The following is a 22739-nucleotide window of genomic DNA, read 5'->3' as shown; positions in this document are numbered from 1 at the left end:
GCCGGACGGCCCCGCCCCGCTACGCGGTCAGTTCCTGGTGCAGCGCGTCCCGCAGCCGCGCGGCCCGCTCGGCCACCTCGGCCGGCCCCAGCTCGACCGCTCTCGCGCACCAGCGCTGCCCCTCCGTCAGCTCACCGCGGCGGGCGGCGAGCAGGGCGAGGCGCAGCGCGGCCCTGCCGTGCCCCTCGTTCGCCGCGCGGCTCCACCACAGGGCCGCCTCCCGCTCACTGCCCTCGCGCGCCAGCAGCAGCCCCAGGTTGAACGCGCCGTTGCGGCTGCCCGACTCGGCGGCCTCCCGGTACCAGTGCGCGGCACTCTCCATGTCGCCGCGCGCGGCCGCGAGCATCCCGACCCGCACCTGAGCACGACGGTGGCCCTGCTGGGCGGCCCGCTCGTACCACTCCTCGCACTCGGTCTTCTCCGGCATCGGCTCGCCGAGCCCCGGAGGTCCCGGCGGGGGCTGGCGGGCGTCCAGCACCCCGGCCAGCCGGAAGGCGGCCTCGGCGCTGCCCCCGCCGGCGGCGCACCGCAGATGACGCTCGGCCTCCTGGCTCTTGCCGTCCCGCAGCAGCGCCATGCCGACCTGGAGGGACGCGTCGGTGTGCCCCGCCGCCGCGGCCCGCTGGTACCAGGCCAGCGCCGTACGGTCCTCGTCGCGCCCCGCGTGCAGGATGCCCAGATTGAAGGCCGCGTCCACGCTTCCGGCCTCGGCCGCCTTGGAGAACCAGGGTTCCGCTCCGGTGTGGTCCCCGGCCTGGAGCAGCAGCACGGCCAGCGCGTTGGCCGCCTCGCGGTGCCCCGCGTAGGCCGCACGGCGGTACCACTGCTCGGCCTGCGGCGTGCGGTCCTGGGCGGCGCAGAGCAGCCCGAGGTTGTACGCGCCGTTGACGTCACCGGCGTCCATAGCCGCGCGGTACCAGCGCTCGGCGGTCTGCTGCTCACCCCGGGCGGCGTGCAGGGCGCCCAGGGCGTTGGCGGCGTTGCCGTCACCGTCCTGGGCGGCACGCAGCCACCACACGGCCGCGCTCTCCTCGTCGCCCGCGTCGCGCAGCAGGAAGCCGAGCGCGCACGCGGCGCGCGGCTCGCCCTCCTTGGCGGCGGTGAGGTACCACCGGCCCGCCTCCTTCAGCTCGCCGCGCTGCTCCAGGATGGCGCCCAGGTGCAGCGCCGCCCGCCGGTGACCGCGCGCGGCGGCCTGGCGGTACCACTGCTCGGCCTCGCCCATGCGCCCGGGTCCCGGGCCCGCGACGGGGCCGTCATCGACGCGTCCGCGTCCGCTGACGGCCTTGCCGCCGTCCGTCCTGGCCCGGTGGCCGGTGCCCGTGCGCGGGCCGCCCGGGACCTCCGTGGGCTCCGGTGCCTCCAGAGGCGCGGGCGCGTCCACGTCTCGGCCGGCGGGGCGGGAGCCCGTACCGCGGCCGAGGCCGAAGGCGCCGTGCGGGTCGGCGAGAGCCGTCCGCTCCAGGGTGCGTGCCAGGCGGTACGCCGCCTCCCGGTGCCCCTGCTCGGCGGCGGCGCGCAGCCAGCGCTCGGCGCCGACGTCGCTGCGGTGCTCCAGCAGGTCGGCCAGGGCGTAGGCGCCCAGCGCGTGGCCCTGCTCGGCGGACTGACGCAGCCAGTACTCGGCGCCCGGCTCGTCGCCGCGCTCCCGGAAGTGCCGGCCGAGGGCGTGGGCGGCGGCGGCGGAACCGGCGACGGCGGCGATCCGCCACCATCCGGCCGCCTCGTCCGCGTATCCGCGCTGGTGGAGCAGGACACCCAGGTTGTTGGCGGCGGCCCGGTCGCCCTCGGCGGTGGCCGCGCGCAGGTACCCTTCGGCGGCGTCGAGGTCACCGCGGCGCAGCAGCAGCGCGCCGAGGACACTCATCGAGGTGACATCACCGGCGTCGGCGGCGCGGCGGTGCCGCGCTTCGGTCTCGACGCCGTCCGCGGCCTCGGCGGCGTGGGTGGTGTCGGCTGCGCAGGTGGCGTCGGTGGTCTCGGCGATGGCGACGGCAAAAGCCGCATCCGTCATGCTTTCCGTCTTCTGGACGCGCCGCTGCACAAACCGCCCTGTCTCCAACAGAGTTGCCCTGTCCCCCATAAATACCATCGTCCCACCACCTGTAACCCGCGTACACCTGGAATATCGCGGCCAGTGAGGTCACTTCAGCGCTTTGTCGACATGCCCACAGAGAGACAAGTCAAACACGCCTCTGCTCAACTCGTGCCCCGCAAACCGCACTTCACGCGGATGGCGCCGGAAAGACTGACAACATGACAAAGGCCCGAATCCTGTTGGATTCGGGCCTTTGTGTTTTCAGTAGCGGGGACAGGATTTGAACCTGCGACCTCTGGGTTATGAGCCCAGCGAGCTACCGAGCTGCTCCACCCCGCGTCGTTGTGTTCAAACAGTACCACGACGCGGGGGTGGGTTCTCTCAGCTTCCCTGGTCAGTGCCCTTGTCGCCGGCCTCGTCAGTGGCCTTGTCCGCGCCGCCGGCCGGCTTGTCGCCGCCTTCCGGCTTCTCCGCCGCCGCGCCGCCGCCCGCACCACTGCCCTGCTTGGGCTGAGCCGCGGCCGCCCTGCGCAGGGCGTCCTCCAGCTCGGCCTGCGCCGTGCCGTAGGCGGTCCAGTCCTGCTTCCGCAGGGCCGCCTCGCCCTCGGTGTACGCCTTCTGGGCGTCCGCGATGGCCTTCTTCAGCGCGGCGTCCCCGGTCGCCGGAGGCTCCGTGGTGTCGCCCGGGGGTTCCGTGGGCTCCACCGGGCCGGTGTCCTCGACCCCGAATACCGCGTTGAGCGCCTCACCGAGGCTGTTCTCGAAGACGATCTTCGACCCGTACGACGCGGCCACCTTGCGCAGCAGCGGGTAGTTCTGCGTGCCGCCGCGCGTGTAGACCGGTTCGATGTAGAGGAACCCGCCGGCGAGCGGCACGGTCAGCAGATTGCCGTACTCGATGTCGGAGTCGGTGCCCTTGAGGTTCCTCACGAACTCGGCGACGTCGTCGTTGCCGTTGAGCTCACTCTGTACCTGGCCAGGCCCCTTCACCGTGGTGGTGACTCTCAGCAGCCTCATGGTGCCGTAGTCCTTGCTGGCCGCGTCGGCGTCGACCGCCATGAACGCCCCGAGGTCGGGCCGCCCCTTCGGGGTGAACGTCGTGGTCAGCGAGAACTTCTGCGCGTCCTGACCCGGCATCCTCATGCTCAGGTAGTACGGCGGAACAGCCCCGGGCTCCTTGTTGGTGGGGTCGTCCGGCACCTGCCACGCGTCACTCCCGCTGTAGAACTGGGCGGGGTCCTCGACGTGGTAGCGCGTCAGCAGCTCCCGCTGGACCTTGAAGAGGTCCTGCGGGTACCGCAGATGGTCCATCAGCTCGGTGGGGATGTCCCCACGGGACTTCACGGTCCCCGGGAACGCCTTGCGCCAGGTCTTGAGGACCGGGTCCTTGGTGTCCCACTCGTAGAGCCTGACCTTGCCGTCGTAGGCGTCGACGGTGGCCTTGACCGAGTTGCGGATGTAGTTGACCTGGTTCTGCTGGGCGACGACCGCGCGCTGGTTGGTGGTGAGCGAGTCGGCCGTGGTGTCCCCCAGCGTCGTACGCGAGGCGTACGGGTAGCCGTTGGTCGTGGTGTAGGCGTCGACGACCCACTGGACGCGGCCGTCGACGACCGCCGGGTAGGCGTCCCCGTCGATGGTCAGCCAGGGGGCCACCGCTTCGACGCGCTCCTTGGGCGTGCGGTTGTACAGGACCCGCGAACCCTCGCCGATCGCTCCCGAGTACAGGATCTGCGGCTCGCTGAACGACACGGCGTAGGCGGCGCGGTTGAAGGCGTTGGCGAGGCTGACACCGCTGTCGCCCTTGTAGCTCGTCGTCTTCTCGCCGTCCTCCTCGTAGTCGAGCTCCTTCTGGGGCCCGCCGACGATGGAGTACTGCGTGGTCTTCTCGCCGTAGTAGATCCGCTGCTCGTACGTGCCGAGCTGACCGCTGGACGGCAGCCCCGCCTCGGTGAAGTCCGGGGAGCCTCCCGGGTTCGTGCCCGTCGTGGTCCCGCGGGCCGCGATCGCGCCGTAGCCGTGGGTGTACGTGAAGTGGTCGTTGATCCAGTTCCGCTTGGGCAGACCCTCGACGTTGAGCTCCCGGAGACCGATGACGGTGTCCTGCTCCTTGCCGTCGGGGTCCTTGTAGCGGTCCACGTCCAGCGTCTTGGGGAACTGGTAGTAGTTCCTCTTCTGCTGGAGCTGCTGGAAGGCAGGGGAGACGACGTTCGGGTCCATCACCCGGTAACTGGCCGCCGCGTCGGCGTCGGTGCGCAGCTTGGCGTCGTCGGTCTCCGTGCTCTTGCCCGTGTAGTCGTCGACCTGCGCGTCATCGATGTCGTACGCGTCGCGTGTGGCATCGATGTTCTTCGCGATGAACGGCGCCTCCTTGGCCTGCTCGTTCGGCTCGACCTGGAACTTCTGCACGATCGCCGGGTAGAGCCCGCCGATCAGGATCGCCGAGAGCACCATCAGACCGAAGCCGATCACGGGCAGCTGCCAGGTGCGGCGCCACAGTGTCGCGAAGAACAGCACGGCACAGATCGCGGCGATGCAGAAGAGGATCGTCTTCGCCGGCAGGTAGGCGTTCGCGTCGACGTACCGCAGGCCCGTCCAGTTGTCGGTGGCCTTGAAGTCACTCGACTTCACCGCCAGTCCGTACCGGTCGAGCCAGTACGCCACTGCCTTCAGCGAGACGAAGAGGCCCAGCAGCACCGAGAGGTGCCCGGTGGCCGCGGCGGTCGCCCGTGCGCCGGGGCTGGTGATCCGCAGTCCGCCGTACAGGTAGTGCGTCAGCGCGGCGGCGATCAGCGACAGCACGGCCGCCGCGAAACCGAAGCCGAGCATGAAGCGGTACCACGGGAGGTCGAAGGCGTAGAAGGCGACGTCCAGCTTGAACTGGGGGTCCTTCTGGCCGAAGGCGACGCCGTTGACATACATCAGCCAGGTACGCCACTGGCCCGAGGCGGACGCCCCGGCGATCAGCCCTACGAGAGCGGTGATCGCGAGCAGCACCCACTTCTTGTACGGGGCGACGCTCATCCGGTAGCGGTCCAGGCTCTGCTGTTCCAGTGACATCGCGCTCAGCGGCGGCCGGAGCCGGTGCGCGAGCCAGATGTTCACGCCGACGGCGACCGCCATCAGCAGTCCGAAGACGAGGAACAGTCCGATCTTGGTCCACAGAGTGGTGGTGAAGACGGATGAATACTCGACCGACCTGTACCAGAGCCAGTCCGTCCAGAACCCCGCGAACATGACGAAGGCCATGGCGAGAACCGCCAGGACAGCCAGTGTCATGAGCAGGGTACGGACGCGCCGGGACGGGCGGCCGACTCTGATCCGTGGCCCGGTCGGGCCTCCGCCGCGGTCCGGCATCTGGAAAGCCAACGTGCGCACCTCGAAGTTCGCGGTCGTGTGGAGCAGGCCCACGCGATCGTAGAGCCCACCTATGCAACTTACTGAGGCTTTACCTAGTTCCCGTTACCGGGGCGGAAGGAGGCAGGATGTTGGGTATGCCCAACGTTTCCCCCTCCGGCCCCCCGATGGCCGCGAGCCCCCTCACTGTCGCCGTACTCGAAATCGACGCCTACGCCGCCAACCTCGGCTGGGACCAGCCGGCCCGGCTCTTCGCCCTGGTCGACACCGCCGGCCTGCGCGTCAAGGAGCCCGGCCTCGCCGCCCAGCTCGGTCTGGACGACACCGGTTCCACGGCCGCGGCCCTCACCCCCGTCGAGCAGGACGAACTCCCCGCGGGCACCGCGCTGGACGAGTTCCTCGCCACCATCGCCTGGCCCGACGCGGTGGTCGGGTGTGCGATGACGGTGGAGCGGCTGATGCTGCCGCCGTCCGCCGAGGCTTCCGTACCCGAAGGGCTGAGTGATGCCCAGCTGACCAAGTGGGTCGCCGAGCACCCGGACCGGCAGGAGGTCCGGATGACGGTCGCCGTCCTGCGCGACGGTTCACGGGACTCGGCCGTACGGCTGCGGGAGAAGGACTCCCCCACCGAGGTGCTGACCGGCGCCGGGCTCGTTCCCGGGCTGGCCGAGGCGCTCGCCGCCACCTTCGAGTCCTGACCACCGGTCCTCGCCCCGCCGCTCCGGGAGCTCCCGGAGCGGCGGGCGTCAGCCTGCCGAGCAGCTCGGCAGGCCGGCGGTGTCCCCCGCCCGGATCCTGTCGAGCGACTTCCGGGCGTCGTCGAGGGTCTTCACCCGCACCAGCGTGAGACCGCTGGGGATGTCGGAGGTGGCGGCGGCGCAGTTGTCGTCGGGAGTCAGGAAGTACCGGGCACCCGCGTCGCGCGCGCCGACCAGCTTCATGCTGATGCCGCCGATCGGTCCGACCGTGCCCTCGTCGTCGATCGTGCCGGTGCCGGCGACGAACGTGCCACCCGCCAGGCTCCCTGGCGTCAGTTTGTCGATGATGCCCAGGGAGAACATCAGGCCGGCGCTGGGGCCGCCCACGTCGGCGAGCTCGATGTCGATCTCGAACGGGAACGTGTGGTCCGTCCCGGCCCGGATGCCGACGATCGCCCGGTTCTCCTTCGGGGCCTTCTCCGTGGTGATGACGATCTTCCGGGTGGACCGGGGCTGCCTGCCCGCCTTCTCGGCTGCGGCCGCCTCCTTGGCCGGGACGATGGTGAAGGCCACGTCCTCGCCCGGCTTGTGCCTGGTGACGTGCGCGGCGACGTCCTGGGGCTCCTTGACGGGCGCGCCGTCGACCGCCTTGATCACGTCACCCGCGTGCAGCTTCCCCTGGGCGGGGCTGCCCTTGATGACCGTGGACACCACGATCCGGGAGGAGACGGGGATGTCCAGCTCCTCCAGGGCGGCCACCTTGGCGCTCTCCTGGGACTGGCTGAACTCCTCGGCGTTCTCCTGCGTCGACTCCTCTTCCGTCTTGCCGTCCGGGTAGAGGGTGTCGTGCGGTACCACCACGCTGTCGTGGGCCAGCCAGCCGTAGACCGCCTCGACGATGTTCATCTCATAGTCCGCACCGGTGACGCGGACCGTCGTCATGTTCAGATTCCCCTTGGTGGGGTATGTCTTGCGACCGCTGATCCGCAGGACGGGCTCGCCCCGTGCGTCACCCAGCGTGTTCACGGTCGGCCCCGGGGACATCTCGGAGTACCCCACGGGAATCAGCACGCCTGCGCAGAGCAGCGCGATGAGGATCAGGGTGGAGGCGAGCATCGTCGCGGTGCGGCGTGGCATGGAACGACAGTACGGGAATGGCCTCTCAGTGCACCGTCGGGGCCGGTCCGTACGAGCACGCCGACGGGCGGCGGGCTGCGTCACGCGGCGGGACGCCGAGTCATGCGGCGTCGGAGCCGGAGTGCGATTTCTCCATCGCGTCGCGGAACCGTGCGTAGCCGGCGAGTTCGGAGACGTCACCGATCGTGCGATTGCGCGCGGCCCAGCTTCCCCATATCGCAGCTCCGACAGCAGCGAAGAGTGGAATCAGCAACCAAGCGAGTGCCGCCATGACGACCTCCCTACCCAGTGAGTGGCCGCATGCGGCCGATCAGCAGATTAGCGATCCGGAAAGGCCAACGCTCACGGCAGGGGGGCGGTTACGCAAATCGGGGCTGATCCTTCCCCGTCCGGTTTGCGCTCAGCAGGCTCCCACCCACTCCTCCGTGCCGTCCGAGAAGCGCTGGTGCTTCCAGATCGGAACCTGGTGCTTGAGGTCGTCGATCAGCTTCCGGCAGGCGTCGAACGCCTCCCCCCGGTGGGCACAGGAGACGGCGACGACCACCGCCAGATCGCCCACCGCCAGTTCACCCACTCGGTGGACGGCGGCCAGTGCCCGGACGGGGAACTCGGCAACGACCTTCTCGGCCACCTTCCGCATCTCGTCCTGGGCCGAGGGATGGCAGGAGTAGCCGAGGGCTCCGACGTCCTGCCCTTCGTCGTGGTTGCGCACCGTGCCGACGAACAGCGCGATGCCTCCCGCCGCCTCGTCCCCCACGGCACGGAAGATCTCGTCGACGGAGAGCGGGGTGTCGCGGATCTCCAGCAGCCGGATGGGGTCGTGAGCCGCCTGCTCGCCGGGGTGGTCATGGGTGCGTGCCATGGGGTCCATCGTGCCGCACGGCACTGACATCAAGGAATAGCCCATTCGACCGGCGGGCCGCAGGGCGTCTTGGAGCCTCCTACAGGCCGTCCCCGAGCCCTAGATGCGGCGGCGTGCCTTGCGGGCGCGCCGGACCAGGGCCGCGGTGCCGAGCAGGGCGACGGTCGCGCCGGCCGCGCCGGCCGCCGTGGCGTCCTTGCGCCCGAGCCGGCGCCCGGCGAGCGTGTGCCGGCCCTCCACCTCCTCCAGGAGCGCTCCGAGCACCTCCTCGTTCCTCCACTTGGGCCGCCAGCCCGCGTCGTGCAGCCGGCTCACGCTGACCACCCAGGGGTGCATCGTGTAGGCGAGGTCGCCCGCCGGGGAGGGCGTGAGGCCGATGCGGTGGAGCCGCGCCGCCGCGCCGAGCGCCACGGCCGAGGGGAGCTCCATACGGCGTACGCCGCTGAGCTCCTCCACCTCCTGCTGCTCCAGCCACCCGTCGCAGCCGACGGCGAAGTCTCCCTCGATCTTCTCCAGAGCGGCGTACTCCAGAGCCGTCACCAGGTCGTCGACATGGCAGAACTGCCAGGTGGGACGCGAGCCGGCGACCACCAGGAGGCGCGGCGACTCGAAGTACCGGGTCAGTGCCGTGTCCGTACCGCCGACCAGGACGGTCGGCCGCACGACGGTGACGTTGAGCCCGGGGTGGGCGCGCGGTGCCCGCCGGCCCAGGCGTTCGATCTCCAGCAGGTCCCCGACCCCGGTGGCCTCCGCCGTGGCGCGCAGTTCGGCGTCCTCGGAGAGCGGGACGTCGTTGTCCGGGAGGGCCCCGTAGACCATCGCCGATGTGCACAGCACGACCCGGTGGACACCTGCCGCGGCGGCGGCCGTCAGCACCGTCTGGGTACCGCGCACGTTGTACGCCGTACGGGCGGCGGGGTCGGTCTCCAGGTCGAGGTCGAGCGCGAGGTGCACCACGACGTCCGCGCCGCGGAGCTTCTCGGCGATGGCGGGGTCGCGTACGTCCAGGATGTGCCAGGTCGCCCCAGGGACGTCGCCCCGGCGTTCGTCGATGGCGATGACCTGCTTGATCTCGTCGGATGCGACGAGATGGGCGGTGAGGAGCTCACCGACGCCGCTCGCCGCACCGGTGACCGCGACGACGGGGCCCCGGTTCCTGGAGCGGTTCTTCTCGGGCTTGCTCTCGGACGAGGGGTCGGCCAGGTTTCGCGCTGCGCGAACCTGCGGATCTGGGGAACTCACCGGGCGTCTCCAGCGGTTGTCTTCAGTACGTACCCGAACGACGCGTACGTACCAGGTGGCGTCCATCCTGCCGCAGGCCGGGAGCCGGCGGAGCACTGAGGCCCTCAGCGGGCTCGGTGTCTACGCTGGATGGTGATGTCGGGCAGTCGCCGTCGGTTCGAGCCGGCGGCCCTACGAGCCGAGGAAACCCGTGAGTGACACCCCATTCGGATTCGGCCTTCCGCCGGAGGAGCCGGAGAACGGCGACGAGGGCAAGAAGAAGGACCCCGCCGGAGGTGGCCAGGGTCCGGGCGGCCCGGGCAACCCGTTGGGCTTCGGCCCGGGCGCGGGCGGCGACAACCCGTTCGCGGCCATGTTCGGTGCGATGAACCCGAACGACCTGGGCGCTGCCTTCCAGCAGCTCGGCCAGATGCTCAGCTACGAGGGCGGTCCCGTGAACTGGGACATGGCCAAGCAGATCGCCCGACAGGCGGTCTCGCAGGGCACCCCGGACGGCACGAAGGACGCGAGCGTGGGTCCCGCCGAGCGGACGGCGGTCGACGAGGCCCTGCGACTGGCTGACGTGTGGCTGGACGGGGTGACCTCGCTTCCCTCCGGCTCCGTCTCCACCGTCGCCTGGAGCCGCGCGGAGTGGGTCGAGGCGTCCCTCCCCGCCTGGCAGCAGCTCGTGGACCCGGTGGCCGAGCGGGTGGGCCTGGCCATGGGCGACGTACTGCCCGAGGAGATGCAGGCCATGGCGGGGCCCCTGATCGGCATGATGCGGTCGATGGGCGGCGCCATGTTCGGTCAGCAGATCGGGCAGGCCGTGGGCGTGCTCGCCGGTGAGGTGGTCGGTTCCACGGACATCGGGCTGCCGCTCGGGCCGGCCGGCAAGGCCGCGCTCCTTCCGCTGAACATCGAGCTCTTCGGCAAGGACCTGGGCGTGCCGCAGGACGAGGTGCGGCTCTACCTCGCGCTGCGTGAGGCCGCCCACCAGCGTCTCTTCGCTCATGTGCCGTGGCTGCGCTCGCACCTCTTCGGTGCGGTCGAGGCGTACGCGCGCGGCATCAAGGTCGACACCAGCAAGCTGGAGGACGTCGTCGGCCAGTTCGACCCGACGCAGCCCGAGCAGTTGCAGGACGCCCTTCAGCAGGGCATGTTCCAGCCGGAGGACACCCCCGAGCAGAAGGCGTCGCTGGCCCGCCTGGAGACGGCGCTCGCACTGGTCGAGGGCTGGGTGGACGCGGTGGTCCACGAGGCCGCCAGATCGCGGCTGACCTCGGCGGACGCACTGCGCGAGACGCTGCGCAGGCGCCGGGCGTCCGGCGGCCCGGCGGAGCAGACCTTCGCCACCCTGATCGGGCTCCAGCTGCGTCCGCGCCGGCTGCGCGACGCCTCGCGGCTGTGGGCCTCGCTCACCGACGCCCGGGGCGTGGACGGCCGTGACGGCCTGTGGGAGCACCCGGACATGCTGCCCACGGCCCGTGACCTGGACGACCCGGACGGCTTCGTCCACCACGAGCAGCCGGACTTCTCCGAACTGGACAAGATGCTCGGAGAGGCCGCCAAGGGGCCGCGGAAGCCCGCTCCCGGCGGGGACGGCACCGAGGGCCCGGGCACCGGCGACCAGGGCGGCAAGGACAGCAAGGACGACACCGACCTGTGAGCCTGCACGACGACGCCGTCCTCGTGCTGAAGGGGTACGCCGCCGGGGACGGCACCGCGCAGGACGAACTGCGCCAGGTCTACCTCGACCACCTGGAACAGCGCCCGGACGGTATGTGGAAGGCGTGCGAGGCCGGCCATCTGACCGCCAGTGCCCTGGTGATCGACCCCGGCCGCGGCCGGGTCCTGCTGACCCTGCACAGGAAGCTGCGGATGTGGCTCCAGATGGGCGGGCACTGCGAGCCGCAGGACTCCACCCTGGCCGCCGCCGCCCTGCGGGAGGCGACGGAGGAGTCCGGGATCGAGGGCCTGACGCTGCTGGCCGGCGGACCGGTGCGGCTGGACAGGCACCCGATCCCGCCGCCCTGCCACTGGCATCTCGACGTTCAGTACGCGGCGCTGGCCCCGGCGGGATCGGCGGAGCGGATCAGCGACGAGTCGCTGGACCTGCGGTGGTTCGCGTACGACGAGGTGGCGGACGTGGCCGACGCCTCGGTCGTACGGCTCCTGGAGGGGACGCTCGCGGCGCTGGAGCAGCGCGCCCGGCCGTAACACCGGCCGAGGACGGCGTAAGGGGCGGCATCCGAAGAGACCGCCCCTTACCCGATGCCTCTGTGAACCGGTCAGTTCCAGGCGTTGTTCTGGTTCTGGGCGTGCGCGCCCTGCTGGCCGACACCGAACTGGGCGCGGGCGCCCTGCCCGATCTCGGCGTGCTGCGGGGGCATGACCTCACTCGGCTGGACGAGGGCGAACCCCTCTCCGAGGAAGCTGAGCTCCCAGCCCTCACCGGTACTGCCGCGACGACGCCTGACGTTGGTGGAGTGTGTCTGGGCCTGCATCTGCACGCGCAGCGAGCTGGACCAGGCCACGATCGCGTCGGCGTCGACGTTCACGTACTTGTCCGGCGTCACCCGCATCATCAGCGGCTGGCCGGAGGTCATCAGCGCGACCTTGCCGGTGCCGGTGATGTTCAGCTGGTACTTGCCGGTGCCCGAGAGACCGTACTGGCTGTCCACCGCGATGACCTCGGTGTGCAGCGCGGAGTCCAGCGCGAGGACGTAGGCGCTGTCCACCGTCATGCCCTCACGGTCGACGTCGACGACGTGGATGTACTGGGCGAGGTTGGCCAGGTAGACGGTGCCCTGCCCGGTGCAGCGCATCAGGTCGAGGCCCTCACCCGTGTTCGCCTGGGCCCGGCGCTGCCCCTGCGAGCGGTACTCCCCGTCGAACTCCATCAGCCCTTGGTACGCGACCATGGCGCCCTTGCGGGCGAGGATGTCGTCGTGGCCGGTCAGGGAGACCCGCAGGAGCTGCGGGTTCTGGATGGTGTACCGGTCCTGGGACTGCTGCTCGGTGTGAGCGAAAAGCGGACTCTGCATGGTGTGTTCTCCCCCCTCAGTTCCGGACCCGGAGGCGGTCGGTGCTGTCCTCGCTCGGCTGGACGACCACGATGCCCTGCCCGGAGAAGGCCATCTGGTACGCCTCTCCGCTGCCCCGCCCGATGAGCGAGGACGCCTTGAAGCTGCGCTTGCCCTTCACCTTGAGGTTCGGGGACCACGCGACCAGGGCGTCCGGATCGACGTACGTCTCGTCCTCGCCCCGGCCGCAGTCGACGACGATCGGAGTGCCGCGGGAGGTGATGGCCACCCACCCCGTGCCCTGGACGCCCACGTTCCACAGGCCCTGGCCGGCGAACTTGGCGAGACCCTTGACCTTCTCGACACCCCAGGTGAGATGGGCGTCGAACGCCAGGAGGTTGCTGCCGTTGACCGAGAGTGAGTCGTTGTCGAGGTTGATCACGACCACGTCGGCGCCGTAGTCGGCGAGGTAGAGCAGCCCGTCACCCGAGCACCTCATGACGGGCGCGCCCTCGCCGGTGACCCACTGGGAGGCGGCCTGCCGGACGGCGGGCGGATTGGGTTCGTACTGGATGAAGCCCTCGTACGCCACCATCGAACCGGTGCGTGCGTACAGGTCCTGGCCCGTGGCCATGGCGACCTTGAGCATCGAGCGGCCGTGGTTCTCCATCCGGGCCGTAACGGGGGTCGGGGCGAAGCCCGCGAGTTGCTGGTTCATGACGGGCTCCCTCACACCTCGTAGGGCTGGACGATGATGAAGTTTCCGGGCGCTCCCCGGAACTGGAGGTTCACGGTCTCCCCGCTGTGTCCCGGATACGCGTTGCGGCGCAGCCTGACCTGGCTGGAGAGGATCACCTGGGACGCCGCCGACCATGCGACGACGGCGTTGCAGTCGGCGAACGTGGTCGGGGTGACCGGCAGGACGACCGGGACGCCGTGGGTCTTCACGACCACGGTGCCGGTGCCCTGGAACAGCATGGTGAACAGGGCGCCGCCGGGAATGCCGTGGCCCTCGATCCTGCGCACCTCGTACTGGAGCGACTCGTCGAAGGCGAGAACGTTCTCCGCGGAGACGCAGATGCCGTCGCCCTGCAGCTCGATCGGATGCAGGTGCGCGCCTTCCTCCGCGAGGAAGACCTGGCCCCGGCCCGTACAGCGCATCAGCTGCATTTCCTGGCCCGTGGCGTTACCGACCACACGCCCCGCGAAACCGGCGCTCTTGTAGCCGAAGTCGACCTTGCCCTGGTACATCACCATGCTGCCCTGGCGAGCCAGCACCGGGGAGGTGCCGATGGTCAGGTCGACCCTCATGAGCTGCTGGTTCTGCGGGGTCCAGCGCTGGCCGGTCGGGGTCTCCTTGTAGAGCTGGAGAGCGGCCTGCAGACCCGCACCGCCCGGCGGCATGCCCTGGGGCACGCCCTGTGGCACACCGGGAGCATGCTGCCCGAAGGGGGCGGCCGGCGGCGCGGCCTGTCCGGGGACCTGCCCGAACTGGGGTGGCTGCGGCTGTCCGTAGGGGGACGGGGCCGGCGGTGCCATCGGAGCCGCCATGGCCGGCACGGAGTGCGCCGGCTGCTGCGGCTGCGCGGGGGCCGCCGCGGCGGGGGCTCCGAAGACCGGCACGGGCTGAGGTGCCTGCGGAGCCGGGGCTCCGAAGGCCGGGGGCGCGGTCGCCTGCGCGGGCGGGGCGAACGACGGGGCGGCCTGCGGCTGCGGAGCGGCCGGGGCTTCCTCCGCGACCTCGCCGCCGAAGTTCTGCAGCAGGGCGTCCAGGCCGCCGTCGAAGCCCTGTCCGACCGCGGCGAAACGCCAGACGTCCTTCAGGTAGAAGTCGCCCAGCATGACGGCCCGCTCCGAGGTGAACTCCGAGCCGGTGAAGGCGTACCTCACCACCTCTTCGCCACCGGCCACGATCCGGATGTATCCGGGGCCGACCTGCGACATCTGTCCCGCACCGTCGAGGGTCGCGGTGAAGGACAGCCTGTGGATGTTCGCCGGAACGCGGTCGAGCGTGACGCGGAAGGACTCGGTGTCGCCGGACTGCGGGCCGAGCAGCTGGATGGACTCCTCGGGCGACTTCGGCTGGTTGAAGAAGATGAAGTACCGGTCGTCCGAGAGCTGCTCATCGGCGTCGAGACCGAAGCAGCTGATGTCGAAGGTCAGTCCGGGTCCGGCGATCTGCACACCTACGTACAGATCCGTCCCTGGCGTGAGGTCACTGATCTTGGCCTTGTGGCCGCGTTGGAATTCCCTGGCCATGCGTTACGACCGTCCCCCATCCCGAAGGTGAATGCGTCGCGTCAGGCTAACCGCAATCGACGAGATCGAGCCAAGTCGGTACAGACCCGGTACAGAACCGGACGTCATTCCTCGCGTGCGCCGGGCAGGTGGGGAAGCCGCTCCGCCGCCACGACGCCTTCGAGGTAGCCCCGGGCCCGCTCGGTGCGCGGATACGTCTCGAGCAGCCGCCAGAAGTCCGGCCCGTGTCCGGGGACGAGCAGGTGCGCCAGCTCGTGGACGAGGACGTAGTCGACGACGTACTCCGGCATGCCCTGCAACCGGTGCGACAGGCGGATGGAGCCCTCGGCCGGAGTGCAGGAGCCCCATCGGGTGTTCTGGTTGGTCACCCACCGCACCGAGGCGGGCCGCGCCCGGCCCTCGAAGTACTGGGCGGACAGCCGTCCGGCGCGCTCCGCGAGCTCGCTGTCGCCGATGACGCGCTTGCTCTCCTGGGCGGCGAGCTTGTCGAGCATCACACTCACCCAGCGCTGCTCCTCCGCCTCCGACATCCGGGCGGGGATCAGCACGATGGTGCGGTCGCCCTCGCGGTACGCGGAGACCGTTCTGCTGCGCCGGGCACTCCTGCGCACCTCGACCGCGCTCGGCGCCGAGGCACGGGGCCGGCGGGCGGCCGCACTGCGCTGATTGCTTCCGGCGCTACGCAAGGGGATCCCCCCGGAGAAGCCGGGTGACGGTTCGGCGGGCACGCCCCGACGTTACCCGCTGTCAGTGGCGGAAGTCCCGGCTCCGGGACGGTTCGGCGTCGATCGGGTCCACAGGGTGCGCCATTTGAACGACTAATACCCCCGGCCTGTGGACAACTTTTCACGGACGTCGCCCCGCCGCCGCATGCTGGCGAAGGATTTTCACAACGGGACGGGGAGAAGTCATGCATCCGATGCTCAAGCCCGCGCTGCGCCGCGCATGGCGGGGACGGAACACGGTCCAATTCGGTGTGACACCGGCCCACGCGGTGACGCTCGGCCCCATCGATCTCGCCACGGGCAGCTTTCTGGAACTACTCGACGGCACACGCGGTCTGCGACTGCTGCGCGAAGAGGCCCGGTCACTGGACCTGTCGGAGCGGCATGTGGACGTTCTGGTGAGGCGTCTGGCGGAGGCGGGCCTGCTGGACGATCCCCGGGGCGGCGGGCCGGAGGCCGACGCGCTACGCGACCGGACCGACGCCCTGGAGCGGCAGCGGCCCGATCTCGCGTCACTCTCCGTCGTGCACCCGGAGCCCGGCAGCGGGCTGCGCCGGCTCGCCGCGAGGCGGGCCATACGCGTGCAGGTGCGAGGAGCGGGCCGGGTGGGCGCGGTGATCGCGGGGGTGCTGTCCGGGGCGGGAGTGGGCCGGGTCGAGGTGCTGGACGGAGGGCGTACCGAGCCCTGGGACATCGCCCCCGGTGGGCTTCCGGCGTCCGCGGTCGGGGAGCGGAGAGACTCCGCGGCCCGTCAGCTCGTCCGCCGGTCCGCAGTGGGAAGAGCGCCGCGGGCCGCCGAGACGGCCGGGACGCCGTCCGGGGGAGAACCGGGACTCGCATTGATCGTGGTCGCCCCGCGCGACGGCCTCTCCGTCTACGCACCCGACCCCGCCACCTCCGCGCCCTGGATCAGCTCGGGAACTCCCCATCTCTACGCGGGTGTGATCGAGGCCACAGGAGTGGTCGGTCCGCTGGTGCTGCCCGGGGGTACGGGGTGCGCCGGCTGCCTGGCCCTGCACCGCGCCGACCGCGACCCGCAGTGGCCGCGGATGCTGGCGCAGTGGCGCTCCGGACACCGGAGCGCCGTCCCCGCCTGCGACGTGAGCTTGGCCACGGCGGTCGCGGGGCTTGCCGCGGCCCACGCCCTGTCCTTCCTCGACGGGGAGCTGCCCTCAAGTACCGGCTCCCGGTGGGAGGCGGCGATGCCGCTGCTGGACTGGCGGTCGGAGCGGTTGGCACCGCATCGCGACTGTTCCTGTGGTGCCGCCGGGCACACTGAGGGGGAACTCACCTCCGAGGCGGGTGCCGCACACGACACAATGGCCGGGTGACCGCTGTCGACGGCAACGCCGAAGACCCACGCGGCACGGTCTGGGAACTGGAGGGGCACATGTCTGATCTTCCCCGGAAGGCGGTCACCCGTACCGCCAAGCTGGCCGCGCTGCCGCTCGGCTTCGCGGGCCGTGCCACATGGGGCCTGGGTAAGCGGATCGGCGGGAAGTCCGCCGAGCTGGTGGCCCGCGAGGTGCAGCAGCGAACCGCCGACCAGCTCTTCCGTACGCTCGGCGAGTTGAAGGGCGGTGCGATGAAGCTCGGGCAGGCACTGTCCGTCTTCGAGTCGGCGCTGCCCGAGGAGGTCGCGGGGCCCTACCGGGCGGCGCTCACCAAGCTGCAGGAAGCGGCACCACCCATGCCCGCCCGCACGGTGCACACCGTGCTGGAGGAGCGGCTGGGCGAGGACTGGCGGGATCTTTTCCTCTCCTTCGAGGACAAACCGGCGGCCGCGGCGTCGATCGGGCAGGTGCACCGGGCGGTGTGGCACGACGGCCGGGACGTCGCGGTGAAGGTGCAGTACCCGGGTGCGGGTGACGCACTGCTCTCCGACCTGACCCAGTTGAGCCGTTTCGCCCGGCTGTTCGGCCCGCTGGTACCGGGCATGGACGTGAAGCCGCTGATCAAGGAGATGCGCGAGCGGGTCGCCGAGGAGCTGGACTACGGGCTGGAGGCGGAGTCCCAGCGGCAGCACGCGACGGAGTTCGCGGACGATCCCGACGTGGTCGTCCCCGGTGTGGTCCACCAGTCCGACCAGGTCCTGGTGTCGGAATGGATCGACGGTGTGCCACTCGCCGACGTGATCGCCGAGGGCTCGGTGGAACAACGGGACCGGGCTGGCCAGTTGCTCGCACGCTTCCTCTTCTCGGGCCCGGCGCGTACGGGGCTGCTGCACGCCGATCCGCATCCGGGCAACTTCCGGCTGCTGCCCGCCGCCGGGAGCGGGGACGGAGCCGGGGCGGGGCTGGAAGGGGACCCGGGCAGTGGCGGCTCGGGGTGCTGGACTTCGGCACGGTGGACCGGCTGCCGGGCGGGCTGCCGCAGACCATCGGCGACTCGCTGCGCATGACGCTGGAGGGCAACGCGGAAGCGGTGTACGACCTGCTGCGCGAAGCCGGCTTCGTGAAGGAGTCGATCGAACTCGCGCCGGACGCCGTGCTCGACTACCTGCTGCCGATCATCGAGCCGGCGGAGGTGGAGGAGTTCACCTTCACCCGTGGCTGGTTGCGCACCCAGGCGGCCCGAATAGCGGACCCGCGCTCCCCCGCCCACCAGTTGGGCAAGCAGATGAACCTCCCGCCGTCCTACCTGCTGATACACCGCGTGACACTGAGCACCATCGGGGTGCTGTGCCAGCTGGGAGCGACCGTGCGCCTGCGGGACGAACTGGAGTCCTGGCTGCCGGGCTTCCTGGCCGAGGACGAGCCGGCGGAAGGCGAGCAGGAGGGGTGCGAGCAGGAGCGGCCCCAGCAGGGGAAGTCGGCGCAGGGCAAGCCGGCGCAGGAGGGTGCGGCCGTCGAGGCGTAGGACCAACGGCTGAACGGGATGCGCGGCCCTCACCACCAGGTGGGGCCGAGGCGGCTGTCGGTCGCTCGGATGTGGGCGCGGGCGCACACGTCCCAGAGGTACTGGCGTGTGCCGTTCTCCATGGAGCAGCTCCACGTCGGCGGTGCGATCTCGCCCTGGACGGCGGTTGCGCACCGGACGCACACCACGCGCTCGGTGCCCGGCCGTTGGGGCTGGGTCTCCTCGTCCACCTTGCGACGACAGCGCCGTGGAACGGGTACGGCGCGGCACAACGCACCACGGGGCCGACCTGTCCGGACCGGCCCCGTGGTGGGGGTGGCTGCTCACCGGGCAGAGCGGTTGCCCGGGCGGCCTGCTGTTCCCGGGGCTCGGCCCCCGGGTTCTCCTGCGGAGTCCTCAGTGCATGACGGCCATGGCCAGCGCACGGCGGGCGCGCAGCGAGGCGCGCTCCGCCCGGCGCTGCATCCGCCGGGCGGCGACGAGGCGCACGGCCTGTCGTTCCGCCTCGGCCTCCCTCAGGCGGTCGTGCATATGCGCACGAGCCATGGCTTCTGGGATGAGTTGCATCTCGCGGGTCCTGTTCTGGCGCGAGTCGTTCGCGCCGGTGATGGTGACGTTCGGGGTCGCGGAGCCGATGGGCTCGCTCGTGGGGGAGGTCATTGGTGCCTGATTCCGGGGGTCATGGGTGTGGGGACGGTCGATGGTTCCGATGCGATGCGTTCGTGCGGGGGCGGGGACCCCGGGATCGGCGTTCACGCCGCGACCGGGTGCTTACGCGGGCGGCCACGCGGCCGCTTGCGGGCGACGACGACACCCTGGACGAAGAGCTCTCCACCCCAGACGCCCCACGGCTCGCGCCGCTCCTGGGCGCCGGCGAGGCATGCCTCGACGAGCGGGCAGGTGCGGCAGAGGGACTTGGCGTACTCGACGTCGGCCGGGGACTCGGCGAAGAAGACCTCGGGGTCGTACGAACGGCAGGGGACGGGCACACCGAGGTTCTCGATGGCGTCGTCCAGCGCGGTGAGCGCGGTGAGGGGGTCAAGGTGGAGTCCTCCGTGAGGCCGGGCGGGGAGATCGCGTCGGAAGGCGGTACGGACGGGGCGTGCGTCTCGAGTTGCACGGTGGTGTTGTCCTCGTCTGGTCGTGCCGGCCTGTTGGCCGGTTGGCGGCTGGTACCAGGTGCTGCTTGTCCCGAGGCTCCTTCGTCACGTCTCATCCCGTTCGGACAAAACAAAAGGGCCGCGGATCCCGAGTGGGGTTCCGCGGCCCTGAAGGCGCCGGCCTGATGCTGGATCAGGCTGGATCGCTCCAGGGTTCAGGCCCACGGAAGGCCCACTTGGTGTGGTGCTGCGTCGTCTGCTTCTCGGCTCCGGCACCGACGGCCGCAAAGGCATAGGCCAGGGCCTGTCCCTTCGCTACTGCTGCTGCCGGTGCTTCGATCGGTCGCTCATTGCGCTCCCGCATGACGGGCAGGAGAGCAGCCGGAGACATCGGACGGGCGGCGGAGACGCCGGACAGACCGGTGCCACGAAGCACGGATTCCGAAGCGCAGGCGAGGCCGAGCGAGTGCGCGGAGACGACCGAGAGATCGGTCATTTTGCTGGTGCTGATGATGCTGATCACAGGAATCGCCTCCTCTCGGCGTCTAGAGGGACCGGCCGGGGCCGGTCCTGCGTATTCGGATAAGTACAGCACGGGATCAGGGCTTCAGAGAAGTCGCTGTTCCCGTGGTTAAGAACCTATGGGGGCGACTGGGGCGGGCGCAAACTATTTTCTCGACGAGTTTTTCTCACACGTCGGCGCCGCCTTCTCCGGTCTCCTCGTCCAGGGCCTCACCTGCGCAAATGGCCAGGACATCGGCGCCGAACCTGGTCAGCTTCCGGTTGCCGACGCCGGCGATGGTGACGAGTTCACCCTCGCTGCCCGGCACGGTCTCGGCGATCGCCATCAGCGTCTTGTCGGTGAACACGCAGTAGGCGGGCTGGCCGATCTCCCGGGCCTGTACGGCCCGCCAGTCGCGCAGCCGCCCGTACAGCGCCTCGTCCATGTCGGAGGGGCAGTCCTCGCAGCGCATCAGCTTCATCGCCCCGGCCTCGGTGAGCGTCCTGCCGCAGACCCTGCACCGCACTGGGCCGCGGCGCCTGCGCACGCCCGCCGCGTCCGGGCCACCGCCTCCCGCTGCCGTGCCCGTGGCGGAGCCGCGGTCGATCCCCCCGCCACCGCCCGCGCCGCCCCGGGTGCCGAGCGCCACCGAGCCGGGGCGCAGGCCGTTCAGGAAGCGCGTGGGCCGGCGGCCGCCCCGGCCGCCGGGCGACCGGGAGAGCGCCCAGGACAGCGTGAGGTGGAGACGGGCCCGGGTGACTCCGACGTAGAGCAGCCGCCTCTCCTCCTCGACCTGTTCGTCGGTCTTGGCGTAGGTGATCGGCATCATGCCCTCGGTCAGACCGACGAGGAACACGGCGTCCCACTCCAGGCCCTTCGCCGAGTGCAGGGAGGCGAGCGTGACGCCCTGGACCGTGGGCGCGTGCTGGGCGGCGGCCCGCTCGTCCAGCTCGGCCACGAGGTCGGAAAGGGTCGCTCCCGGTCTTGCCTGTTCGAAGTCCTCGGCAAGCCGCACCAGGGCGGCCAGCGACTCCCAGCGGTCCCGGACCGCGCCGGAACCGGCCGGCGGCCTGCTGGTCCAGCCCTTCGTGGAGAGCACCGCCCGCACCTCGGACGGCAGCCCCTCGGCCTGGTCGAGCAGGGAGTCGTTGCCTCCGGCGCGGGCGGCGCCGCGCAGGGCCATCCCCGCCTCCCTGACCTCCGCGCGCTCGAAGAAGCGCTCAGCGCCGCGCAGCTGGTAGGGGACGCCCGCGTCGGCGAGTGCCTGTTCGTAGACCTCGGACTGGGAGTTGACGCGGTAGAGCACGGCGATCTCCCCGGCCGGGACGCCGGCGGCGATCAGGTCGCGGATACGGCGTGCGGTGCCTTCGGCCTCCGCCGGTTCGTCCGCGTACTCCGTATAGGCGGGGGCGGGACCCTTGTCGCGCTGCGAGACCAGTTCGAGCCGGTGTTCGGCGGCCCGGCCCCGGGCCTGGCTCAGCAGGCCGTTGGCCAGGTGGACGACCTGCGGGGTGGAGCGGTAGTCCCTGACCAGCTTGACCATGGTGGCGTTCGGATGGCGGGTGCGGAAGTTCAGCAGGTGGTCGGGGGTGGCCCCGGTGAAGGAGTAGATCGTCTGACTGGCGTCCCCGACGACGCACAGGGTGTCCCGGTCGCCGAGCCAGAGGTCGAGCAGCCGCTGCTGGAGCGGGCTGACGTCCTGGTACTCGTCGACCACGAAGTGCTGGTACTGGCTGCGGACGTGGTCCGCGATGTCGTGCCGGTCCTGGAGGATGCCGACGGTGAGGAGCAGCACGTCCTCGAAGTCGATCACGGAGCGGTCGCGCTTGATCTGCTCGTACGTCCCGTAGATCTGGGAGAGCTCGGCAGGATCGCGCGGGGCGTCGCGCTGGGTCTTGGCGACCGCGGCCGGATAGTCGGCGGGCACCGTCTGGGTGACCTTGGCCCACTCGATCTCGCTCGTGGCGTCCCGCAGCTCGTTGCGGTCGAGCTTGATCCCGCAGCGGGCCGCGGCCTCGGCGACCAGCTGCACCTTGCGCTCCACCAGGCGCGGGAGCTCTCCACCGACTGCTTTCGGCCAGAAGTACTGGAGCTGGCGGAGGGCGGCCGAGTGGAAGGTCCGTGCCTGCACACCGGTGGCACCCAGCTGACGGAGGCGGCCCCGCATCTCACCGGCCGCGCGGTTGGTGAAGGTGACAGCCAGCACCGTCGTCGGCTGGAGTATCCCCGCGCGCACCCCGTACGCGATGCGGCGGGTGATGGCGCGCGTCTTGCCCGTACCGGCACCTGCCAGTACGCACACGGGCCCGTTCAGAGCCGTCGCGACCTCGCGCTGCTCGGGGTCGAGCCCGTCGAGCACGGCGTCCGGGGAGTCGGGGACCTGAGGGAAGAGGGTGGAGTGCGTTGCTGCTGTCACCCCGCCATGCTGCCAGGTCGTGGGGGGCGGGCGGGGAAGTTGTCCACAGGCGTGAACGATCCATCGTACTAATCCCCACCGGCCCTGCCCGTGCCCTCGTCGTCCGACAGGCCCCATCCCCGTGGCGGCACCGGTTTCCCGGGGTGCGGCGGGAATGAGCGGCGGGGTCCCGTACGTTCCCTTGCGTGCGGGAACGCACAATCTCAGCTTTGCGGCGAGACGGACGAGACAGAGGAGCGCGAGACATGCCGGGCACTGTGACGATGTACAGCACCACGTGGTGCGGCTACTGCCGTCGGCTCAAGGGCCAGATGGACCGCGAGGGCATCGCCTACACCGAGATCAACATCGAGCACGACCCGGAGTCGGCGGCGTTCGTCGAGAAGGCGAACGGCGGAAACCAGACGGTTCCGACCGTGCTGTTCCCGGACGGTTCGACCCTGACCAACCCGTCGCTGGCCCAGGTCAAGCAGAAGGTCGGCGTCTGAATCGCCGTCGCGTCCGCGCCGAGAAGCCCCCGCCGAGGCGGGGGCTTCTCGCTGCGT

The 22739-nt window shown here is 70.8% G+C and carries 19 protein-coding genes, 1 tRNA gene and 2 pseudogenes; 6 read left to right on the top strand and 16 right to left on the bottom strand.

The genetic code is table 11. From position 1 onward, the window contains the following. Positions 1-19: 19 nt before the first annotated feature. The 3 genes from Sfulv_RS19385 to Sfulv_RS19375 all read right to left on the bottom strand — a co-directional run bounded on the left by Sfulv_RS19385 (position 20) and on the right by Sfulv_RS19375 (position 5392). On the bottom strand, positions 20-2092 hold the full coding sequence (locus tag Sfulv_RS19385) for a tetratricopeptide repeat protein (RefSeq protein ID WP_173315771.1): 2073 nt from the start codon (positions 2090-2092) through the stop codon (positions 20-22). A 211-nt stretch (positions 2093-2303) separates the two neighbouring features. Next, a tRNA-Met gene (locus Sfulv_RS19380) sits at positions 2304-2377 on the bottom strand. A gap of 42 nt (positions 2378-2419) precedes the next feature. Then, positions 2420-5392, bottom strand: a complete 2973-nt coding sequence (locus Sfulv_RS19375) for a UPF0182 family membrane protein (RefSeq protein ID WP_173318009.1) — start codon at positions 5390-5392, stop codon at positions 2420-2422. A gap of 128 nt (positions 5393-5520) precedes the next feature. Between Sfulv_RS19375 and Sfulv_RS19370 the strand changes: the two genes are divergently transcribed. Then, positions 5521-6090 (top strand): PPA1309 family protein, encoded by a 570-nt coding sequence (locus Sfulv_RS19370; protein ID WP_246353175.1) that lies wholly within the window; start codon positions 5521-5523, stop codon positions 6088-6090. A 48-nt stretch (positions 6091-6138) separates the two neighbouring features. On the opposite strand, the gene Sfulv_RS19365 is transcribed toward Sfulv_RS19370, so the two are convergent. From Sfulv_RS19365 to Sfulv_RS19350, 4 genes are all read right to left on the bottom strand, one after another. Further along, complete coding sequence (locus Sfulv_RS19365) at positions 6139-7227, bottom strand: YlbL family protein (protein WP_173315769.1); 1089 nt, start codon at positions 7225-7227, stop codon at positions 6139-6141. 100 nt (positions 7228-7327) lie between these two features. Continuing rightward, entirely contained in the window at positions 7328-7498 is a 171-nt protein-coding gene (locus Sfulv_RS19360; protein WP_173315767.1) for a hypothetical protein, read from the bottom strand. A gap of 129 nt (positions 7499-7627) precedes the next feature. Beyond that, positions 7628-8089 carry a molybdenum cofactor biosynthesis protein MoaE gene (locus Sfulv_RS19355; protein WP_173315765.1) on the bottom strand — a complete coding sequence of 154 codons (462 nt, stop codon included), beginning with the start codon at positions 8087-8089 and terminating at the stop codon, positions 7628-7630. A gap of 99 nt (positions 8090-8188) precedes the next feature. Then, positions 8189-9331, bottom strand: a complete 1143-nt coding sequence (locus tag Sfulv_RS19350; protein WP_173315763.1) for an SDR family oxidoreductase — start codon at positions 9329-9331, stop codon at positions 8189-8191. 190 nt (positions 9332-9521) lie between these two features. On the opposite strand from Sfulv_RS19350, the gene Sfulv_RS19345 reads away from it, so the two are divergent. Then, positions 9522-10976 (top strand): zinc-dependent metalloprotease, encoded by a 1455-nt coding sequence (locus Sfulv_RS19345; protein ID WP_173315761.1) that lies wholly within the window; start codon positions 9522-9524, stop codon positions 10974-10976. Beyond that, a complete protein-coding gene (locus tag Sfulv_RS19340; protein ID WP_173315759.1) occupies positions 10973-11527 on the top strand; it encodes an NUDIX hydrolase in 555 nt (184 codons plus the stop codon). The genes Sfulv_RS19345 and Sfulv_RS19340 overlap by 4 nt, the downstream gene beginning before the upstream one ends. A gap of 71 nt (positions 11528-11598) precedes the next feature. Here the strand turns inward: Sfulv_RS19340 and Sfulv_RS19335 are convergent, their stop codons facing one another. The 4 genes from Sfulv_RS19335 to Sfulv_RS19320 form a co-directional block, all read right to left on the bottom strand. Further along, positions 11599-12354 carry an AIM24 family protein gene (locus Sfulv_RS19335; RefSeq protein ID WP_173315757.1) on the bottom strand — a complete coding sequence of 252 codons (756 nt, stop codon included), beginning with the start codon at positions 12352-12354 and terminating at the stop codon, positions 11599-11601. Positions 12355-12370: 16 nt separating this feature from the next. Further along, positions 12371-13051: an AIM24 family protein gene (locus tag Sfulv_RS19330; protein WP_173315755.1), complete on the bottom strand. Its 681-nt coding sequence runs from the start codon at positions 13049-13051 to the stop codon at positions 12371-12373. A gap of 11 nt (positions 13052-13062) precedes the next feature. Continuing rightward, the gene (locus tag Sfulv_RS19325; RefSeq protein ID WP_173315753.1) at positions 13063-14592 is read right to left on the bottom strand and encodes a TerD family protein; all 1530 of its coding nucleotides are present in this window, start codon (positions 14590-14592) and stop codon (positions 13063-13065) included. A gap of 104 nt (positions 14593-14696) precedes the next feature. After that, positions 14697-15320, bottom strand: coding sequence for a M48 metallopeptidase family protein (locus tag Sfulv_RS19320; protein WP_173315751.1), 624 nt, complete (start codon positions 15318-15320; stop codon positions 14697-14699). Between the two features lie 182 nt (positions 15321-15502). Between Sfulv_RS19320 and Sfulv_RS19315 the strand changes: the two genes are divergently transcribed. Continuing rightward, entirely contained in the window at positions 15503-16648 is a 1146-nt protein-coding gene (locus tag Sfulv_RS19315) for a ThiF family adenylyltransferase (protein WP_173315749.1), read from the top strand. 59 nt (positions 16649-16707) lie between these two features. Then, a pseudogene (locus Sfulv_RS19310) lies at positions 16708-18176 on the top strand (ABC1 kinase family protein). 29 nt (positions 18177-18205) lie between these two features. Here the strand turns inward: Sfulv_RS19310 and Sfulv_RS19305 are convergent. The 5 genes and pseudogenes from Sfulv_RS19305 to Sfulv_RS19285 all read right to left on the bottom strand — a co-directional run bounded on the left by Sfulv_RS19305 (position 18206) and on the right by Sfulv_RS19285 (position 22194). Beyond that, complete coding sequence (locus Sfulv_RS19305) at positions 18206-18406, bottom strand: hypothetical protein (RefSeq protein ID WP_173315748.1); 201 nt, start codon at positions 18404-18406, stop codon at positions 18206-18208. Positions 18407-18572: 166 nt separating this feature from the next. Then, positions 18573-18932, bottom strand: coding sequence for a putative WhiB-interacting protein (locus Sfulv_RS19300; RefSeq protein ID WP_173315746.1), 360 nt, complete (start codon positions 18930-18932; stop codon positions 18573-18575). Then, a pseudogene (locus Sfulv_RS19295) lies at positions 18929-19296 on the bottom strand (WhiB family transcriptional regulator). Before Sfulv_RS19295 ends, Sfulv_RS19300 begins: the two are co-directional and overlap by 4 nt. A 173-nt stretch (positions 19297-19469) precedes the next feature. Continuing rightward, on the bottom strand, positions 19470-19799 hold the full coding sequence (locus tag Sfulv_RS19290) for a hypothetical protein (RefSeq protein ID WP_173315744.1): 330 nt from the start codon (positions 19797-19799) through the stop codon (positions 19470-19472). A gap of 166 nt (positions 19800-19965) precedes the next feature. Beyond that, entirely contained in the window at positions 19966-22194 is a 2229-nt protein-coding gene (locus tag Sfulv_RS19285) for an ATP-dependent DNA helicase UvrD2 (RefSeq protein WP_173315742.1), read from the bottom strand. Positions 22195-22439: 245 nt separating this feature from the next. Between Sfulv_RS19285 and Sfulv_RS19280 the strand changes: the two genes are divergently transcribed. After that, a complete protein-coding gene (locus Sfulv_RS19280) occupies positions 22440-22682 on the top strand; it encodes a mycoredoxin (protein ID WP_173315740.1) in 243 nt (80 codons plus the stop codon). Positions 22683-22739: the final 57 nt, after the last annotated feature.

Origin of the sequence: Streptomyces fulvorobeus (assembly GCF_013167895.1) — a bacterium.
Lineage (GTDB): Bacteria > Actinomycetota > Actinomycetes > Streptomycetales > Streptomycetaceae > Streptomyces > Streptomyces fulvorobeus.
Note: the sequence above shows the minus strand (reverse complement) of the source record. Positions and strands in the feature narration are given on the sequence as shown.

Excerpts from the sequence above, each read along its gene's own strand:
- Sfulv_RS19385 (WP_173315771.1), bottom strand. The coding sequence starts at position 2,092 with ATGGTATTTATGGGGGACAGGGCAACTCTGTTGGAGACAGGGCGGTTT.
- Sfulv_RS19375 (WP_173318009.1), bottom strand. The coding sequence starts at position 5,392 with ATGCCGGACCGCGGCGGAGGCCCGACCGGGCCACGGATCAGAGTCGGC.
- Sfulv_RS19370 (WP_246353175.1), top strand. The coding sequence starts at position 5,521 with ATGTTGGGTATGCCCAACGTTTCCCCCTCCGGCCCCCCGATGGCCGCG.
- Sfulv_RS19365 (WP_173315769.1), bottom strand. The coding sequence starts at position 7,227 with ATGCCACGCCGCACCGCGACGATGCTCGCCTCCACCCTGATCCTCATC.
- Sfulv_RS19360 (WP_173315767.1), bottom strand. The coding sequence starts at position 7,498 with ATGGCGGCACTCGCTTGGTTGCTGATTCCACTCTTCGCTGCTGTCGGA.
- Sfulv_RS19355 (WP_173315765.1), bottom strand. The coding sequence starts at position 8,089 with ATGGCACGCACCCATGACCACCCCGGCGAGCAGGCGGCTCACGACCCC.
- Sfulv_RS19335 (WP_173315757.1), bottom strand. The coding sequence starts at position 12,354 with ATGCAGAGTCCGCTTTTCGCTCACACCGAGCAGCAGTCCCAGGACCGG.
- Sfulv_RS19330 (WP_173315755.1), bottom strand. The coding sequence starts at position 13,051 with ATGAACCAGCAACTCGCGGGCTTCGCCCCGACCCCCGTTACGGCCCGG.
- Sfulv_RS19325 (WP_173315753.1), bottom strand. The coding sequence starts at position 14,592 with ATGGCCAGGGAATTCCAACGCGGCCACAAGGCCAAGATCAGTGACCTC.
- Sfulv_RS19315 (WP_173315749.1), top strand. The coding sequence starts at position 15,503 with ATGCATCCGATGCTCAAGCCCGCGCTGCGCCGCGCATGGCGGGGACGG.
- Sfulv_RS19280 (WP_173315740.1), top strand. The coding sequence starts at position 22,440 with ATGCCGGGCACTGTGACGATGTACAGCACCACGTGGTGCGGCTACTGC.